Below are 17,677 nucleotides of genomic sequence, written 5' to 3'. Positions count from 1 at the left end.
GTCCCTATTTTCAAGTTAGACGGTCATGTGATAAATCACACAACGAGGGCATGAAAATCTCTCTTCCCTGTTCCCTGTTCCCTGTTCCCTGTTCCCTGTTCCCTGTTCCCCGTTCCCCGTTCCCTATTTTCAAGTTAGATTTGCGATGCATAGATTCCAATCTAAAATCTAAAATCCAAAATCCAAAATTCTTTCAATGCCCAATGCCCAATGCCCAATGCCCAATGCCCAATGCCCAATGCCCAATGCCCAATGCCCAATGTCCAATGCCCAATACCTAATTACCACCCTGTTTCCGCTTTTTGAAAGACGTAGGCAGCTACTTGGAGAATTTCTTCATTGCTGAGTTTGTTTTTAAAGGCAGGCATAGCATTTCTGCCGTTCTTTACTTGGTCAATAATTGCTTTAATACCTTCTTGGTTATAATTCTCTAGATTATTCGCTAATGCCTCCTTTTTCAGGGTTTTATGGCTAATGAGGATGTTACCGCCACCTATATGGCAAGAAGAACAATTAGCCTCAAAGATTTTGGCTCCTTCTGATGCTTCAACAGCGAATGCTGGCAAAATGAATGTGAATCTAAAAAAGGTGATCGCTAACAGCAGTATAAATAAAAGTATTCTCACAAGTATTCTCAAGATATTCTCCTCGCAACAACCATTCGGCAACTGCAAAACCTTCTCCAGTAAGTTTTATATGGCTGCTAGAAGCCTGAGAGATTACCAAATGCTATGTGTACTCTACCCTATGAAGCGCTGATTTCTGTAATGCACAAACATTATTAAGCGCAGAAATCTTCAATTTATTTGTAATTTTGCATTGAAAAAATTCAATAGGATTCCCATTATTTCTCCGGAAATCCCATAAAAATTAGCGGTGGCGAGTTACCCCCTCTGTGAACAAGCCTATGCAATGGTTAGCATTTTAGGCAGGGATGAGACTCGACACCGCTCATTATCTATAAATTTTGACGCTCTCCGCCTTAAAAGTGCGGAGATTCTTGGTTCAACGACACTCCTTAAAACTAAAAGGATTGGGCTTCGCCGATTCGACCCCTCACCGGATAAACCTACCGAAAGGTGGTTTTATCTAGCTATGGCAATTAGCCCCAGTGGGATATATCTCCCCAAGCGTTAATTCTCGTGCGCCCCACGATACTCGAAACAACAAATCATACAATCACTGGTTTTCGGTACTCTGTCGAGTCTATGCGTTTTTAATGAGGTTACTCGCTCCTCACGTACTAGCATCGCTTTACGTCGTAGGTCGAGGGCAGTACCGACGGATTCCTGCTTGTGCTAGACTACTCCCATAGTGTAGCATAAATACTGCCGCAATGCCGAGAGAAAAAACCCTAAGAGTAAGACTTTTCTCCTCAGAGTTTAACAGACTTAAAAGCTATGCTGACAATACCAAGAGGATGGTTTTGTGAAGCTATTCGGGACTATATCAAAAAACTCCCTAAAAAGCCGTTCTAGATGGTTACTGAGCCTGTCGAAGTAAGGACGGGGCTTGTCTCCCATTCTTTTGGTCATCACTCTAGGTTGATGATGGATTGCTAAGGGCTAATTTGCCAGCCAAGCAAGTAAATCATCTATTATCTAGCTGTATCTAGCTATTGAACAATGACTTTACCAGTCATACCAGCGCCACGGTGGGGTGTGCAGTAGAAGGAGTATTCACCAGTAGGCGCGTCTGCGGGGAAGGTGGTGGTTACGCTTTGGCCTGGATTCAACAATAGCTTAGTTTGAGATAAAGATTTGGCTAATTCAGCGCTTTGTTTAGGGTTTTTAGCAGAGTCAAACACTACGTTATGAGGAGCCAGCTTGTTATTCACCCATTCAATTGTATCACCTGGTTTAATGGTTATACTCTTGGGTTGAAATTGTAGTAGTCCTTTATCACTACCTAGTTTGACTTGATAAGTCTCAGCAGATGCGCTGGGAGTAAAAACAGCAAAGCTGCTAACAACTAAAAGAATTGTCAATACAGCTAGGCTCAAGCGCCGCAGGCTAGACGCAATTAATTTCATGGCGTTCTCCTAACAAATGGTTTTAATTTTCCCTTTCCCATTTTAAATAAAAAATACGCCAAATATGACAATCTGTCATAGATGAATTTTTTTTAATGATGAACTCTATTTCTCTAGTTGAAATTTAGGCAATCGGGTAAAAATACTTAAATAAAGTTAACCGAAAATAATGTGTATACTTCAGCTAATAAAAGTAAATTTATAGTATAATCATCAAAATCAATATTTTTTGTCTATATAAATATTAGCTGTAGATGTCTAAAAATCTTCTTTACCCCAACCAGGAGCTTTTTTGGCTGCGGTGAGAACAAAAGCGGCTAAATTTTCCACTTGCTGTTGGGAGAGAAAATCAGGGCTTAACTTCCGACACCAATAGGTTTCTTGAATACCGTCATAAGTCATAGGCTGACGCATAAAGTCAACCAGAGAGTTAAGGCGATCGCGTCTTGGATTAGCACCTTTGAGGGTTTCTAGTGCCAGAGATACTTGAGGATCGGGTAAAGTCGCGCCACCAACATGACAGTTAATACAGTTGGTTTCAAACAGTTTTTTCCCAGCAGATAATTCTAATGGGGAAAACAGACGAGTATTTCCTTGTTCATCGAGTTCTAGTGCAATTGGTTCAGTCACATGTAAATAACGCCCAATATAAGCATCGATATTGGCAGCTTGAGCAGGTAAAGTACTGCTGTGATAGACCAATAAGACAATCAGCAGAACTAGAAATAGATAACGCGCAAATAATCGATACAGCATTAGCAGCTAGCTGAAATAGTGTTAATGGGGCAAAGTGTACTGAGTTCCCAGTTCTGATTGCTGATTATTACAGAAGTGGGGATATGAGAGTGGGTCTTCCCAAATCCCCAGTCCCGTGACTCAGCACCCAGACCTCAGACCTCAGTACTCAGTAGTAGTTACTGGCTTTAGTAGTAAATTTTGCCACCTCCCCATCTGGTGCCAACAACTTTGGGTTGTAGGAGAATATGACCTGCGATCGCTGTTAAGTCTTCATCGGTCAAATTTCTCATTTCGGTGAAAATATCTGCACTCTTGGTGCTGGGGTGTAGTTCGGAAATTTCCTCTTCACCATCATAGGTAGTAGGATTCTTCATGTAGTCAACCAAACCTTCAATATTGTTACGGTTTGGTGTAGCTAGTGCTAGTGCTTCTGGTTCCAGCCCTACGTTTTGGTTAGTCTTGGTAACACCACCAACGTGACATTGAGCGCAAGCGTACTGAAATAAAGCTTTACCTTCTTTGACTTGCTTTAAGCTGAGAGTAATGGTATCACCCTTATCGTTTAATGGCACTGTTCTGATATCTTTATCCAATTCTAGGGCTGTCGCGCTACCGACAATCATCTGAAAAGTTAGTAAAACAGTAGCCACAACAACGCCAATTAATCTTCTAAACATGTTTCCCCTTAAAGATTTTGACACTCAACACAGCTAGTTAGCGTTACTCAATCTCTATGTTGTTAATTGTTTTTTGCCATGAATCCAAGCTCAAGATAGCCCTGGAGGTGGCTTTACTAACACCTAACAGGTGCTAGTACCTTTTGGGTATTTCTCAGACAATAATTGCGAAATAATTGCCTTTGCAGCCGCCAACGCCAAACGGGTTTTTTGGTGTTTATCGGCAATTAAGAGGTGGTTATACAGAGAAAACCCTTTGTCCACAGTCATACTGTAGTCTGCTGCTATCTCTGCGATTGATAGGTCTGCAAAACCCATAATGTTTTGTTAACTGATATATAGAGATTAAGTCGCTGTAATACCAATATCACGTTAAGAGTGCAATTTGTCGCTCAAAATACTGTTCTAGTTACAGTGGGGATCGTAGAGGTTGGGAAAGAGGGTTGATGGTTGACGGTTGACGGTTGACGGTTGACGGTTGACTGTTACCCTTTACCTCCAGTAAATGTGACACTTTGAATAAAGTAGCGGTTGAAAAAGGCGTAGATTGCTAAAGCTGGGAGGGTGAAGACCATTGAAGCTGCCATGATGTAGTTCCAATAGCTGATGTATTGACCTTTAAAGCTGTTTAGCCCTAAAGGTAGGGTAAACATTTCTGGGTCAAATAAAATGACTACAGGTAGCAAAAAATTATTCCAGCTACCCATGAAGACAAAAACTGCTTGGGCTGCTAGGGCTGGTTTGGCTAAGGGTAAGACAATATACCGAAAAATTTCTAAGGTATTTAAACCATCAAGTTGGGCAGCTTCTTCTAATTCTTTAGGAAAATTAACGAAAAACTGCCGCATCATAAAAATGAATGTGGCATTTACCATACTAGGTACGATCGCGCCTTGGTAACTATTGAGCCAGCCGATCGCTTTTAAAATCAAAAAGGTGGGTATGAGTGTAATCTGGGCAGGAACGGCTAAAACTGCCAAAATCAGTAAAAACCAAAAGCGTTTGCCAGTAAAGCTTAATCTCGCTAAGGCGTAGCCTGCCATTGAGTTGAGCAGTAAATTTAAAATAGTTACGCTCAAGGCGATGAATACGCTGTTAAATAGCCAACGCCAAAATAATGGCTCTTGTAAAAATATTTGCTTGTAGTTGTCAAAAGTAAAATTTTGTGGTAATAAATTAGGCTCGCCACTGACAATTTCTGATAGGGGCTTAAATGAAGCAGAGAGTGCCCAAACAAAGGGAATGATAGTGATGATGGCATAGACTGTGAGTAAGGCATATAGCAGTAATTTCAGCCAGGAAAAGCGAGAGATGGGAGTCACATGTCACCTCCAAAAATTCGCTGTTGAATTAATGCGATCGCAATAATGATGGCGGCTAATAAAAAAGCGATCGCAGCTGCATAACCCATCTGTAAATTCCGAAATACAGCTTGGTAAATTAGTAACACTACCGTCAACGTGGCATTATTAGGGCCGCCAGTACCCCCAGAAAAAATATAAGATTGGTCAAATAATTGAAAAGTCCCAATTACTCCCATCGCCACAACAAAGAAAGTTACAGGCTGGAGTATGGGGATAGTAACATGAATCAACTTTTGCCAGCCATTTGCCCCATCGAGTTCAGCAGCTTCATAAAGTGACTGGGGGATATCTTGCAACGCCGCTAGGTAAATTACCATGTAAAACGGTGCTGTTGACCAAATATTCATGATCATAATCCCTTTGAGGGCAACGGCTGGATCGCCTAACCAGTTGTATCTAGGTAAACCTACAGCACCAAGAACATCATTAAGTAGCCCATCGGTGTTATAAATCCACATGAAAATTAGCGTCAACACGGCTGAGGATGTGACTGTGGGTAAAAAGTAGAGAATGCGCCACCAATTTTGTCCGCGAATCCCAGAATTTAGGGTGACGGCGAGAACTAAGGCGAGAATAGTTTGGGCGGGTACAACAATCGCAACATATTCAGCTGTATTTTTCAACGCAATCCACACCCGTTCATCTTCAACTAAGCGCGTGAAATTGCGAAACCCGATGAACTGATATTCAATCCCGCCGAGAAGCTGAACTTTATGTAGAGAAAGAAAGACAGCGTAAAGAATTGGAAGTACGACAAAAATGCCCAAAACTAAAATGGCAGGCATCATAAATAGATATCCAGCCATATTTTCTGTAATATACCATCTGCGGTTTCTGTGTCGCCTGCTAATTTCCAACACAACTGCTAGGGGTTAGTTAGGGGCTAGGGGCTAGTAGAGAGGGTGAAGCAGGAGAATTTTGTAACAATAAGTAAAGTTTTCCTAATCAATCTTCACTTCTGCTCCTGCACACTGAGCGAAGTCGAAGTGTGCCTTCTGCCTTTATATAACGCTTACTCACCTAAGTTAACTATACATATAGCTTGGGGAATTATATTATTGCTTCCTGTGGGGAGACTCACTTAGTTAGACAGAGTAAAAAGCACATAATGTCATATACAACCTACTTACGCACGATCAAAAATGAACTACAGCGAACTGGAAGAACTAAAAAAAGTCTGCGAGTTAAAACTATTATGGAGCAATTTGGCTATCAGCGCCGCAGTCAAGCTTTTGTAGATAATTTTAATCATGCTCTCGATGATTTGGAACTTAACACTGAGCCAATATTTGATTTAAATACTCCTTTAGATACTAAACTAGCGATTTCGATTAAAGGTGTCACTCCAGAGAGTAAATCGGCTGATTCGGCTGCAATTTTAGCGAAATTAAGCGATACCATTCCCGTTAAACATGATTTTTTCTATTACTTGTTTGATTTTGTTTCTGAGCAAGAATACGAACGCTTTCAGGTATGTTTAGACTCAAATCAACCAGTGGGAATTTTTCTGATACCACAAAAAGAAGATTTCTTTTCGGATATTGTTGTCAAAATCTTAAATTATGAGTTAATCAGAAAATATCAGTATAAAGGTAGCGGGTTTATTCCTAAAGCTTCTAATCAAAAATTTACTACCAATATTACTGCCGATGATAGCGACAATGAAAAAGAATATTCGCTATCTGATGCGAATATTTATCATTTTTATCTTTCCACAATGACCAGCGTTATTCTAGGCAATACTGCTTTAGATTTACTAGATTGTGAAAAATTTGACGAGCAGTTTGAGCAGATATCTCTATATGCTAATAAATATAATTCTGAACAGTTTTTTATTGTTTTTCATTGTCCGTCAGCATCAGATATTCAAGCACAACAGCAAGAAGATGCTCTAGGATATTTGGTAGATAGAGTAGCTAGTAAAATTCCTTTTACTTTCACCTTAAGATGTAAATATCCTAATGAAGCCGCGATAAAATATAAAGAAGAAATTTATGCTCATTTCCGCTTACTTTTAGAACTACCATATTATCAAATGGAGGAAGATGAAGCATCGTTATTAAATTATTTCTTAGAATTGCAAAAGGCACAAATATTTGCTGAATCTCAGTTATTACTGAGAATGAAAGCCGAACATTTTTATACTTTGAAGTGGCAGCAAGAAAGTACAGAATATATTTACCTGAAATATTTTGCCATTAAAACTTTAGAAAATTTAGGCTATGAACTGTCTCAGATTCGCTGTGAAGTAGAATTGACTTCTAGAGATCAGGAAACAACTGATGATGAAATGTCAGATTATGAGGAAGAATATCAAAGCGAAATTATCCAAGTTTACGTGGAAAATAAAGTAATTGTGGAGATAGAAACTCTCAAGTATCAGGAATTTCAAGATAATAATTTATTTTTAGATTCAATTAAGCGCATTGTCCAAAAATCAAAAGTATGGCCGAATCAATTAGAGACTGTTTGGTTAGTCGTTCCTGGTTTTGAAATTGCTCGTAACTATTACCAAATTAAAAAGGCGAAAGAAGTCTTAAAATTTAAACTCACTGGCTATTATAGCGATAATTTTCAAATTGTCGTCATGGCTCCTGATTATGAAAATCATCAACTAGTACCCGTTTCATTTGACTCAATTAATTATCCATCGTTTGAGTATGGAGTCAAAAAACAAAGTGTAGGACAAACATATTCTCTGACTAATCGCGCCCCAGAAATTAAGCTAGATTTTAGCCAAGTTAAAGGCTTAAAAGAAGAGAAAGAGAAATTAAGTAAATTGCTCAAGCTTCAATCTAAAGGGTATCAAGATGCTATTAGTGGAATTTTGTTTTATGGCTTACCTGGATGCGGTAAAACCCTCCTAGCTAATGCATTTGCTAACGAATCGGCAAGATATTTCTTTAAATTCTCGCCAGCAGATATTATTAGTGTATGGATAGGTCAAAGTCAGAAAAATATCCGCGATATCTTTGCTCAGGCTAAAAAGAAATCTCCCTCGGTATTATTTATTGATGAGTTAGATAGTATTGGCTTTAACCGGAATGAGGATAACGCCCATACAGACCAAAAAGCAACTATTAATCAATTGTTGATTGAATTGAATAATCTCCGCAATAGTAATGTCATTGTGATTGCGGCTACTAATTATTTAAGTGGTATTGATAGTGCTTTAAAACGTTCGGGAAGATTAGATTGGAAAATTCCCATTTTTCCGCCAGATAAATCGGAAAGAATCGAAATATTTCAACATTATCTCGCAAAAATTGACTTCGAGCAGATAATTAATTTTGAGTTTTTAGCCGAAAAAAGTGTCAGGTTTACTTCATCAGATATTGAATTAGTCTGTAGAGAAGTCAGAAACGCTATTTTACTAGAAGAAATTAGCTCATCTCTCACTACTGCTGATATCATCACTTATATTCATAACCTGCAAGAGGGTGGTTTGACTCTCAATGAAGAACAGGTGAAAGGATTTTTGGATGAATGTCACAGCTTAAGCGTCAAAAATCCCAAGCTAGAAACTTTAAAGCTGGAATGGGGATTAGATTAAGCGAAAAACAAATCAATTCAAAATTCAAAATTCAAAACTTGTAATAAAATGTAAATTCACAGTCTGAAAATTTTCATCGACCTTGAAATATGACGAACACACAGCCAAAAGTAATTTCGGGGTTAGAACTTTGGCAGTGGCGTCAGAGTGCAATTCAAGCTGCGATCGCTAATAATGTACCAGTTGCAGAAGTTGATTGGTTACTGCAAGAGATAGCTGGCTTAGATCGGTTAGCGCTGCGTTTAGAATCTTTCAAAAACTGGCCGCAGATTCAATTAGAGTTACCTTTAGCAGATTTAGAACTTTTATGGCAAAGGCGGTTAAGCGATCGCTTTCCTGTACAGTATATTGCCGGGGTGACACCTTGGCGACAGTTTAAAATTGCTGTATCGAGTGCAGTTTTAATTCCTCGCCCAGAAACAGAATGCTTGATTGATTTAGCTGTAGCTGCGGCTAACGATAGCCAAATTACCCCAGCTTTACAGTCAGGATATTGGGCAGATTTGGGTACTGGGAGTGGAGCGATCGCGTTAGGATTAGCTCATGTGTTTCCCGATGCTACTATTCACGCCGTTGATTACAGTCTGGATGCTTTAGCGATCGCTACAGCCAATGCCGAAAATTTAGGACTCAGCGAACGAATACAATTTTATCAAGGTTCTTGGTGGCAGCCGCTAACACATTTAAAAGGTCAGTTTAGTGGTATGGTATCAAATCCACCTTATATCCCTACAAGCACTTTACCAACATTACAACCAGAAGTCATTCTCCACGAACCACATTTAGCTTTAGATGGGGGTGCTGATGGTTTAGATTGCATTCGTCATTTAATTGAAATCTCTCCTAGTTATTTACGTCCTGGTGGTGTGTGGCTAATTGAAATGATGGCAGGACAAGCGGAAATAGTGCAGGAACTTTTACAAAATCACGGTAGTTACTACAATATTCAAATTCACTCCGATTTAGAGGGAATAGAACGCTTTGCCCTTGCTTATTTGAAGGTTAATGATTAACCCATATTTTTAAAATTACATAATTTAGCCATAAAAATTTAGAAAAAATCATCAATTAATTGGCAAATTGCTATTATTAATTGCTCTTTCAGAGATTGGTTATTTGATAATGTTCAACTCACACAAAAGACTTAACTAATAATTAATCTATATCATTACCTATAAACATCTAGTTTGACGATCCGAATTACTCTGCACAGAAGAAAATATATAAAATAACTTCAGAGTAAACAAAGCAAACAATAGAGGTGTCATGAATTTTGCCAAAAAATTAAATATGAGTGCTATAAGAAACATATAAATATCAAAGTATTTGAGTTAAAATTCATCACAATCCCAATTAAGGGTGATAATTTATAACTAAGTATTACTGAGACATCATCTGCTGTAATCTGAATAAATGAATTACGAAACGGCTCGCAAAATCCTGATAGACCAAACATTAACAACCGAAGACTACCCAGATTCCTTGTTAATGCGGATGAAACAGGGAAAACCGCCAGTTCCTGGTCAAATTACTTCGATTTTGTTGGCGTTGAAAGTGGTGTTTGAAGCCCTCAAAGAAGCCTCTACTCTCGATAGAGACCTAGCTTACGCGCTATTTGAGTTAAGTATTAAGACTCAACAGCTATTTGCTGGGGGGCGGAAAGTTGGTGTTGACTGGCCGCCTTTATTAAAAGAAGATTTGCTGCGAATTTCTCTAGCGGCTGAAAGTATTTTTTCTGGTAAATGGCATACCCCACCCAACAGTGGGTTAGGAGGGTAATCGCAGATAAAATGCGCAACTTTCACATTAGGGAGGAAAGGCAGAGGGCACACTTCGACTTCTCTTCTCCCAAGGGGAGACGCTGCGCGAACGAGACGCTACGCGAACGCTCAGTGTGCAAGAGAAGAAACTGTATTTTGCCATCTAAAATGATTTATGGAAATTCCTTCTGCTTTCTGCCTGTTATCTTCTGCCTTCATTAACGATTGCGTAATTCTGCTTCTAATTTGTCTAAATCGCTTTTAAGTAAAACTGTCATTTGACCGGTGAAAGCTTTACCTGCTTTAGGTTGGGCTACTTCTATCCAATAAGCAAAGCGATCGCCTATTCGCAATTCTCCCTGTAAAGCTTCCCTGATTGGAGTTTTCGCCAACCGGGCTGAGTTAATCGCGCTTTGATTAGGATATTGATATAGTACTTGCCCGCGCTTAAAGTCTTGATAAATATCTACTCCGTAAATTACTCGTAAAGCTTCTTGTAGGCGATCGAATGTCATACCGTTAACGGCATCATACATAGTAATGCGTTCGTTACGAATGACACTGCGGTCTTTAGTAAAAGCTACTTTTCCCGGCGGTAACACTGATGCTAAAAAGGTAAATCGCTGGGCTGCTGTATCACTCTTTTGTATAAATAAGCGCTCTCCACTTCTAGGGCGTAGGGTAGGATGTGCTTGAATCCAGGTAGTTACTTCTTCAGTTTGTTGTCCTGGTAAGGCGTTGGTTTTGGAATCAGCAAGCATTCCCAGCGCTAACCAAGACAAGAAAGAAACAGGCAAAATCAATAAAGTAAGCAGAGGTTTTTTTAACATTTTCAAAATCGGGAACTATATCGCGAGGTAATCATAGTTTTCCCGTTTTGCTGGCAAATCATTTCATATAAATTTAAAAAAGATGGCTGGGTTTGTAGGTTGTTTTACGGATAGGGGCATGGGGCATGGGGCATGGGGCATGGGGCATGGGGCATGGGGCAAAAGTCAAATAGAATTCTTAATGTTGAATTTTGAATTGTTTGTCCTCCTTATCTCCCTTCTCCTCTACCTCAATTCATGCTTTCAGGGCTACTTTGATGACTTTGCGCGCTTTCATGTCATTAAATACTTGTGCTAAATCTTTTAGGGGGCGATGTTCGCTAATTAGTAGTTCTAAAGGATGTTGACGACTAGCTATCATTGCTAGGGCGGCGCGGACATATTTAGGGGTGTTGTGAAATACGCCTTTTAAGGTTAATTCGCTGTAGTGTAGTTGTTCGGTGTTGACGGTAATCGTGGTATCTCTGGGACAACCACCAAATAAGTTGACGGTTGCGCCTGGACGAGCAGATGCGATCGCAGTTTCCCAAACGCTAGGTACGCCAGTGGCTTCAATTACGATATCTGCACCCCAGCCTTGAGTTAGTTCTTTGACTACTCCAGGGATATCGGGAATTTGATGATAGTTAAATGTCTGGGTTGCGCCTAATTTTTTCCCAATTTCTAATCTGCGATCGCTACCACCCCACAGCCAAATCTCGGCTGTCTGTTTCTCGGCTAAAGCGGCGACAAACATCAGCCCTATAGCCCCATCTCCTAAGACGACGATTCGGTCTTGTGGTTTGATTTGGGTACGTCCTACCCCATGCAAGACACAAGCTAAGGGTTCGGTCAAGGCTGCTAATTCATAGGGCAGATCGTCGGGAATAGGTAATAAATTATGCTGGACTATGGGTGCAGGAATTTTCAGATATTGGGCAAAAGTCCCGTTATTCCAGGTCAAATTGGGGCATAAAGAATACTCTTGACGTTGACAAAAAAAACAATTCATGCATGGTGCGGAATTATTAGCGACGACGCGATCGCCTATTTGCCAACCTGTGACACCCGCACCCAAAGCGACAATTTGCCCAGCCGCCTCATGACCAAATAAAGTAGGTGGTTTCAGCATTCTGGCATGACCACCACGCCGCCATACTTTTAAATCTGTGCCGCAAGTTGTCGCCGCCTCTACTTGAATTACTACTTCACCAGCCGCCGGAGTCGGATCGGCGACCTCTTCTAAGCGTAAATCTTCTTGACCATAAAGCAAGGCTGCCAACACAACTTTTGACCTAAAATTAATGACTTCACCTGATTTTATAACGCTTTGTGTAGTGGAATTATTCAGGCGATCGCTAATTACAATAGTTAAGTTATGGGTCTTAACATTTCCCTTACCGTAATCAGGCAATTAGGAAACGCTAAAGGAGAAATTTGCACATCTTCTGCAAGAATCGTCTCACTTTGATAACCTTGCAGACTAGGTAAGCGATAAACATGAAGCTTGCGCCTATTTACATCTAAAACCCAGTAATCAACAATACCTGATTTCGCATAAATCGCCGCTTTCACCTCTGTGTCATATTTCAGGCTAGTATCAGCTACTTCAATAATTAAAAATATTTCTGATGGCGTAGGATGGCGGTCATCATAATCTAATGCATCGGGAACTACCACAGCTACATCTGGTTCTGGTTGAGAATAATCATCCAATTGCACGGGAGACTGAAACCGCAGCAAAACTTCATGATTGATACGATTCCGTAATAATCTATCTATGCGAGTAATGGCTGATTCGTGAGTTGTTCCCTTGGCTACCATCTGAATTATTTGTCCAGCAATTAACTCAACTCGTTCCTCTGGATGAAAGATTCCCGCCTCTGCCATGCGGTGATAATCTTGAACTGTTAACAGACGAATAGCTAAAACCATACAGTTCAGTCATGTTGGTAGTTACAAGTCTATCTTTTAAAACGGAGAGGGAGGGATTCGAACCCTCGTATACGTTGCCGCATAACAGCATTTCCAGTGCTGCGCCTTCAACCACTCGGCCACCTCTCCAGGTGCCACGATTTATGATTCTACGATGAAATCTCAAAAAATGCAAAGATAATTAAGAAGATATTTTTGAGCAAAGCTAAAATTCCCAATCAAGATGTCCCAAACATACAAGATAAAAGTTCGCGATCGCAATAATGGCAAGGAATACACCCTGCAAGTGCCAGAAGACCGCTACATTTTGCACAGTGCTGAACACCAAGGAACCGAATTGCCTTTTTCTTGCCGTAATGGTGCTTGCACTACTTGCGCTGTGAGGGTACTTTCGGGAGAAATTTATCAACCAGAGGCAATAGGCTTGTCTCCAGAGTTACGCCGCCAAGGTTATGCCTTATTATGTGTGAGTTATCCCCGCTCTGATTTGGAAGTAGAGACACAAGACGAAGATGAAGTCTATGAACTCCAGTTTGGGCGCTTTTTTGCCAAAGGGAAAGTCAAAGCGGGTTTACCGTTAGATGAGGATTAGACAATTCAAAATTCGTCTTGAAAAGTTTGCTCAACGGGGGGAACCCCCGCACGCAACTTTCCGCAAAATTCAAAATTCAAAATGAACAGATGCAATTTTGGCAATCTTGGCTATTGACTAGCAGGTGCTTGCAGGGTATCAATCCGGGCATCAAAACACAAATTACGGCTTGGCTAGCGTATTTTAGCGTAATTCTGCGAAAAATAGTAATTTTGGCTTGTCTATTCCTTCTAGTGAGTTGTCAAGCCAATAAACCGCCGACTAATAATCAAGCACAGGTGAAAGTAGCGCGGGTAGTCAGTGGGCAAAGTTTGGAAGTTTTAGGAATGGCGGAACAGCCAAATTTAATTTCCCAGGTGCGTTTAATTGGTATTGATGCGCCAGATACCCGCCAACGTCCCTGGGGAGATAACGCCAAGCAAGCCTTAGAAAAGCTCATCGGTGGTGCGGAAACAATAGTCACCCTGGAGTTTGACATGGAACCCAGAGACAAAATTGGCCGGACTTTAGCCTATGTCTGGAAAGAAAAGGTGTTATTGAATGAAGAATTAGTCAAACAAGGGTATGTATTATTTTTACCGCGATCGCTTAATCATAAATACGATCGGCGTTTAGAAAGTGCCCAACAATGGGCGAGAATCATGGGTTTAGGAATTTGGCAACCAGACAAGCCCATGCGCCTGACTCCTGCTGAATTTCGCCGTACCTTTCGTTAACAGAGGCTAGGGACTAGGGGGACAAATAATTCAAAATTCAAAATTCAAAATTCGCGCATTAAGAATTCTATTTGACTTTTGCCCAATGCCCAATGACTATTGACCATTGACTATTGACCATTGACTATTGACTATTGACCAATGACAAACTTACAAATCTTTCTCGATATAGCTACAGAAGCGGCTTTGGCTGGTGGTGAAGTTTTACAAAGCTATTGGGGTAAGTTAGAAGATGCAATTACCGAAAAAGGCCGGCCTGGGGATTTGGTGACGGCGGCTGATAAGGCTTCAGAAGAGGTGGTTTTAGCAGTTTTGCGGCGTCATTTTCCCCAACACTCGATTTTAGCTGAGGAATCTGGGAAACTGGGCAATCAAGATAATGAATATCTCTGGGCAATCGATCCCCTAGATGGTACAACTAACTATGCTCACCAATACCCAGATTTTGCAGTTTCTATCGGGTTGTTAATTAATGGTGTACCCCAAGTCGGTGTAATTTATTGCCCGTTTCATAATGAGCTATTTCGGGCGGCTGCTGGCTTGGGTGCGACACGCAACCGTCGCCCGATCCAAGTTTCCCAAACTACGGAACTCGGTAAAAGTTTGTTAGTCACCGGATTTGCCTACGATCGCAGGGAAACTACTGATAATAATTATGCGGAATTTTGTCACTTTACCCATCTTACCCAAGGCGTGCGCCGCAGTGGTTCAGCTGCAATGGATTTGGCTTATGTTGCTTGTGGGCGCTTAGATGGCTATTGGGAAAGGGGACTTTCTCCTTGGGATATGACAGCTGGAATTATTCTCGTGCAAGAAGCTGGGGGAAAAGTCACTGCTTATGATGGTAGCCCGATAAAAATTGAGTCTGGTAGAATTCTCGCGACTAATAGTCATCTGCATCACAGCATGAGTCAGGAATTATTACATATTCCTGCGTTGTCATCTTGGCAATAAAAATTGGGAATACTAAGTCAACGGTCAATAGTCAACGGTCAATAGTCAACGGTCAATAGTCAAAGTTAATACTCTTGACTATTGTATGGGTGGTTTAACTTACTTATCTTTTTTCTCTGTGACAATCTGACAAAACTCGCCCCTACTGACTCTCGGCTTTCAACTGGCGACTACCGATCGGTTGCTGACTTTGGTGCATAAATTTTTATGGCTTTAAGAATAGATCGCGGACTTTTTAAATATGATTTCATTGACCATCATGCAGTGTTATGCGTCCCTGTGGATGCAGATGTAAAGGAACTTCGTAAACGCTATCTCACTATTGCTCGTCGCTTACATCCAGATGCTAATATCAAGGCTAGTACGACTGAACAGCAGGTAGCTGAGGAATTTTTAGCAAAATTGGTGAACCCAGCTTATGAAAAACTTTCTACAGAACGAACTCGCGCAGAATACATGATAGTTTTGTCCCAAATGGGCAAACGTCTAGTGCAAGAAGCTTCGACTGTAGAACTGCAGACAGATTTGGCTAAAGAGTTAGTAAATGTGCCAGAATCCAATGTAAATCAACTCTATAAAGCAGCGATCGCCCATATTGCCAAAACACAATATGATTCCTTGCAAAACGTAGCGCAAGTAATTGCCCAAATTAGCGAGTTGAATTTAGTTTACTTGATGCGCAGTGCTAACAAATTATTCACAGCACAACCGCCATTAGTTCAGCCAACAACTACCTCTGGTTCCTCGTCACCAACTTCCGCAGCAGGTTCTACAGCTACAGCACAACCAATCTTTAACGAAGATTCCGTGGCGGAAACTTATATCCGCCGGGCGCAAAGTCTGCTAGACAAAAACCAACTTTCCCAAGCGCAAATCGAACTCCAAGATGCTTTAAAACTAGAACCAAAGAATAGTCGTGGCCATAGCCTGATAGCATTGGTGTATTTGAAGCAAAATCGCTTGAAAATGGCCAAGATTCATTTTGATAATGCACTCAAATTAGACCCCAACGATAAAACATCTTTGGAATGGAAACCAAAACTAGATAAGGCTTTAGGGTTACAATCTGGTGGTGCTAAGGGGACTCCATCTACCAATAATGCTGGTAAACAATCAGATAAATTTGGTGGTGGTTTGTTTGGTAGCTTGTTTGGTGGGAAGAAAAAATAGTCAGGGAAGCACAAATTTTGCGATCGCCCGATTTCTGGCCCCTAACCTTTGGCTTGGGGCCATCATCTATCTGAACGCCAACAGCAAAGTGCTGAAGAAGAATCCCATATATAAGGAGATTTTGCCAAAGCCAGGGATAAAAATACGGAGGATGAATGGTTTATCAACCAGCAGCAGGAGCCAGGGATTTATTACCTTTAGATGTGGCGCAAAAACGCTGGATTGAAGATAGGTTACAACAGGTGTTTCATCGTTGGGGATATCACAGGATTATCACCTCAACTTTGGAACGGATGGATACCTTAATGGCGGGAGAAGCAATTCAGCGTCAAACGGTAATTCAACTCCAAAATGCTGAAGATGAAGAATTAGGGTTACGTCCAGAACTGACAGCTTCGATTGCGCGTACTGTTGTTACGCGCATGGCGGGTGCTACTTATCCCCAACGGCTGTATTACAATGCCAATGTATTCCGCCGGATATGGGAAAATCGCCACAATCGCCAGCAAGAATTTTATCAAGCTGGGGTAGAGTTACTGGGTGCGGGCGGATTGCTAGCGAATGCAGAAGTTTTGTTGTTAGTAGCTGATTGTTTGTCAGCTTTATCGTTACAGCAATGGCATTTAATTTTAGGTGAAGCAGGAATTACGCGATCGCTTTTGAGTGTATTTCCGGCTAATCTACAAGCTAAGGTGCGTCAAGCGATCGCCCATTTGGATCGCATCGCTATCGATAATTTACCTCTAAGTGAGGAACTACGCGATCGCGCCAGAATCATCTTGGATTTGCGGGGTAATAGTCGGGAAGTCTTGCAAAAAGTCCAAAGCTTAGATTTAGATTCAGCCCAAAAAGAAGCGGTAGATAACCTCAAAGCCTTAGTTGAGCTAATAGAATCTAGCAGCGATTTTCCCTTAATTCTCGATCTCAGCTTGATTCAAACTATCGACTACTACACAGGGATTGTGTTTGAAGTTGTCAGTGATAGCGAAGGACAAGCCAGAGTTTTAGGAAGCGGCGGACGCTACGATCGGCTTTTAGGGCTATATCATCCCCAAGGCGAAAACATCCCCGGTATTGGCTTCGCCCTCAACATCGAAGATTTATACCAAATTATCCAATCTACTCAGCAATTACCGCAAAATCCCCCAGCTAGCGATTGGTTAGTAGTACCAGAAACCGCGAATGCTGATGCCGCCGCCTTTGCCTACGCGCAAAAGCTACGGTATGCTGGCGACATGGTGCGAGTAGAGATAGATTTGGGAGGAAGGGATGCACAAGCTATCCGCCAATACGCAAGCGATCGCAATATTACCCAAATCGCCTGGATTAAAGCTGATGGTTCACCTGTAATTGAATCATTACCTCAGAAAAATTAAC

Annotated in this window: 18 protein-coding genes and 1 tRNA gene; 8 read left to right on the top strand and 11 right to left on the bottom strand. The window is 41.0% G+C overall.

Translation table 11 applies throughout. From position 1 onward, the window contains the following. Window positions 1-281: 281 nt before the first annotated feature. The 7 genes from AACW45_RS34295 to AACW45_RS34265 form a co-directional block, all read right to left on the bottom strand. Window positions 282-566, bottom strand: coding sequence for a c-type cytochrome (locus AACW45_RS34295; protein ID WP_373461998.1), 285 nt, complete (start codon window positions 564-566; stop codon window positions 282-284). A gap of 1,049 nt (window positions 567-1,615) precedes the next feature. Continuing rightward, entirely contained in the window at window positions 1,616-2,032 is a 417-nt protein-coding gene (petE, locus tag AACW45_RS34290; RefSeq protein WP_190630318.1) for a plastocyanin, read from the bottom strand. Between the two features lie 258 nt (window positions 2,033-2,290). After that, window positions 2,291-2,788 carry a photosystem II cytochrome PsbV2 gene (psbV2, locus tag AACW45_RS34285; protein ID WP_190630316.1) on the bottom strand — a complete coding sequence of 166 codons (498 nt, stop codon included), beginning with the start codon at window positions 2,786-2,788 and terminating at the stop codon, window positions 2,291-2,293. A gap of 167 nt (window positions 2,789-2,955) precedes the next feature. Beyond that, on the bottom strand, window positions 2,956-3,447 hold the full coding sequence (gene psbV, locus AACW45_RS34280) for a photosystem II cytochrome c-550 (RefSeq protein WP_190630314.1): 492 nt from the start codon (window positions 3,445-3,447) through the stop codon (window positions 2,956-2,958). Between the two features lie 123 nt (window positions 3,448-3,570). After that, window positions 3,571-3,717 carry a hypothetical protein gene (locus AACW45_RS34275; RefSeq protein ID WP_339381944.1) on the bottom strand — a complete coding sequence of 49 codons (147 nt, stop codon included), beginning with the start codon at window positions 3,715-3,717 and terminating at the stop codon, window positions 3,571-3,573. A gap of 215 nt (window positions 3,718-3,932) precedes the next feature. After that, complete coding sequence (locus tag AACW45_RS34270) at window positions 3,933-4,769, bottom strand: ABC transporter permease subunit (RefSeq protein WP_190630312.1); 837 nt, start codon at window positions 4,767-4,769, stop codon at window positions 3,933-3,935. Next, window positions 4,766-5,617 (bottom strand): carbohydrate ABC transporter permease, encoded by an 852-nt coding sequence (locus tag AACW45_RS34265; RefSeq protein ID WP_190630373.1) that lies wholly within the window; start codon window positions 5,615-5,617, stop codon window positions 4,766-4,768. The genes AACW45_RS34270 and AACW45_RS34265 overlap by 4 nt, the downstream gene beginning before the upstream one ends. A gap of 302 nt (window positions 5,618-5,919) precedes the next feature. Here AACW45_RS34265 and AACW45_RS34260 point away from each other — a divergent pair, with 302 nt between their 5' ends. The 3 genes from AACW45_RS34260 to AACW45_RS34250 all read left to right on the top strand — a co-directional run bounded on the left by AACW45_RS34260 (window position 5,920) and on the right by AACW45_RS34250 (window position 10,143). Next, entirely contained in the window at window positions 5,920-8,364 is a 2,445-nt protein-coding gene (locus AACW45_RS34260) for an ATP-binding protein (RefSeq protein ID WP_190630310.1), read from the top strand. A gap of 89 nt (window positions 8,365-8,453) precedes the next feature. After that, complete coding sequence (gene prmC / locus AACW45_RS34255; protein WP_190630309.1) at window positions 8,454-9,377, top strand: peptide chain release factor N(5)-glutamine methyltransferase; 924 nt, start codon at window positions 8,454-8,456, stop codon at window positions 9,375-9,377. A gap of 400 nt (window positions 9,378-9,777) precedes the next feature. After that, window positions 9,778-10,143, top strand: a complete 366-nt coding sequence (locus AACW45_RS34250; RefSeq protein WP_190630307.1) for a Dethiobiotin synthetase — start codon at window positions 9,778-9,780, stop codon at window positions 10,141-10,143. 199 nt (window positions 10,144-10,342) lie between these two features. On the opposite strand, the gene AACW45_RS34245 is transcribed toward AACW45_RS34250, so the two are convergent. The 4 genes from AACW45_RS34245 to AACW45_RS34230 all read right to left on the bottom strand — a co-directional run bounded on the left by AACW45_RS34245 (window position 10,343) and on the right by AACW45_RS34230 (window position 12,997). Further along, complete coding sequence (locus AACW45_RS34245; RefSeq protein ID WP_190630304.1) at window positions 10,343-10,954, bottom strand: hypothetical protein; 612 nt, start codon at window positions 10,952-10,954, stop codon at window positions 10,343-10,345. Between the two features lie 235 nt (window positions 10,955-11,189). Continuing rightward, window positions 11,190-12,218 (bottom strand): alcohol dehydrogenase catalytic domain-containing protein, encoded by a 1,029-nt coding sequence (locus AACW45_RS34240; protein ID WP_190630371.1) that lies wholly within the window; start codon window positions 12,216-12,218, stop codon window positions 11,190-11,192. A gap of 86 nt (window positions 12,219-12,304) precedes the next feature. Continuing rightward, window positions 12,305-12,868, bottom strand: coding sequence for a Uma2 family endonuclease (locus AACW45_RS34235; RefSeq protein ID WP_190630302.1), 564 nt, complete (start codon window positions 12,866-12,868; stop codon window positions 12,305-12,307). 42 nt (window positions 12,869-12,910) lie between these two features. Continuing rightward, window positions 12,911-12,997, bottom strand: a tRNA-Ser gene (locus AACW45_RS34230). 94 nt (window positions 12,998-13,091) lie between these two features. Here AACW45_RS34230 and AACW45_RS34225 point away from each other — a divergent pair. The 5 genes from AACW45_RS34225 (at window position 13,092) to AACW45_RS34205 (ending at window position 17,676) form a co-directional block, all read left to right on the top strand. After that, window positions 13,092-13,460: a 2Fe-2S iron-sulfur cluster-binding protein gene (locus AACW45_RS34225; RefSeq protein WP_096645582.1), complete on the top strand. Its 369-nt coding sequence runs from the start codon at window positions 13,092-13,094 to the stop codon at window positions 13,458-13,460. 89 nt (window positions 13,461-13,549) lie between these two features. Beyond that, window positions 13,550-14,176: a thermonuclease family protein gene (locus AACW45_RS34220; protein WP_190630300.1), complete on the top strand. Its 627-nt coding sequence runs from the start codon at window positions 13,550-13,552 to the stop codon at window positions 14,174-14,176. A gap of 141 nt (window positions 14,177-14,317) precedes the next feature. Then, the gene (locus AACW45_RS34215; RefSeq protein ID WP_190551662.1) at window positions 14,318-15,130 is read left to right on the top strand and encodes an inositol monophosphatase family protein; all 813 of its coding nucleotides are present in this window, start codon (window positions 14,318-14,320) and stop codon (window positions 15,128-15,130) included. Window positions 15,131-15,337: 207 nt separating this feature from the next. Then, the gene (locus AACW45_RS34210) at window positions 15,338-16,300 is read left to right on the top strand and encodes a tetratricopeptide repeat protein (RefSeq protein WP_190630298.1); all 963 of its coding nucleotides are present in this window, start codon (window positions 15,338-15,340) and stop codon (window positions 16,298-16,300) included. A gap of 155 nt (window positions 16,301-16,455) precedes the next feature. Further along, on the top strand, window positions 16,456-17,676 hold the full coding sequence (locus AACW45_RS34205) for an ATP phosphoribosyltransferase regulatory subunit (protein WP_190630296.1): 1,221 nt from the start codon (window positions 16,456-16,458) through the stop codon (window positions 17,674-17,676). The last annotated feature ends 1 nt before the right edge of the window (window position 17,677 follow it).

Origin of the sequence: Calothrix sp. FACHB-168 (assembly GCF_963889195.1) — a bacterium.
GTDB classification, from domain to species: Bacteria; Cyanobacteriota; Cyanobacteriia; order Cyanobacteriales; family Nostocaceae; genus Aulosira; species Aulosira anomala_A.
The sequence above is the reverse complement of the archived record's forward strand: the minus strand, read 5'-3'. Positions and strand labels throughout refer to the sequence as shown.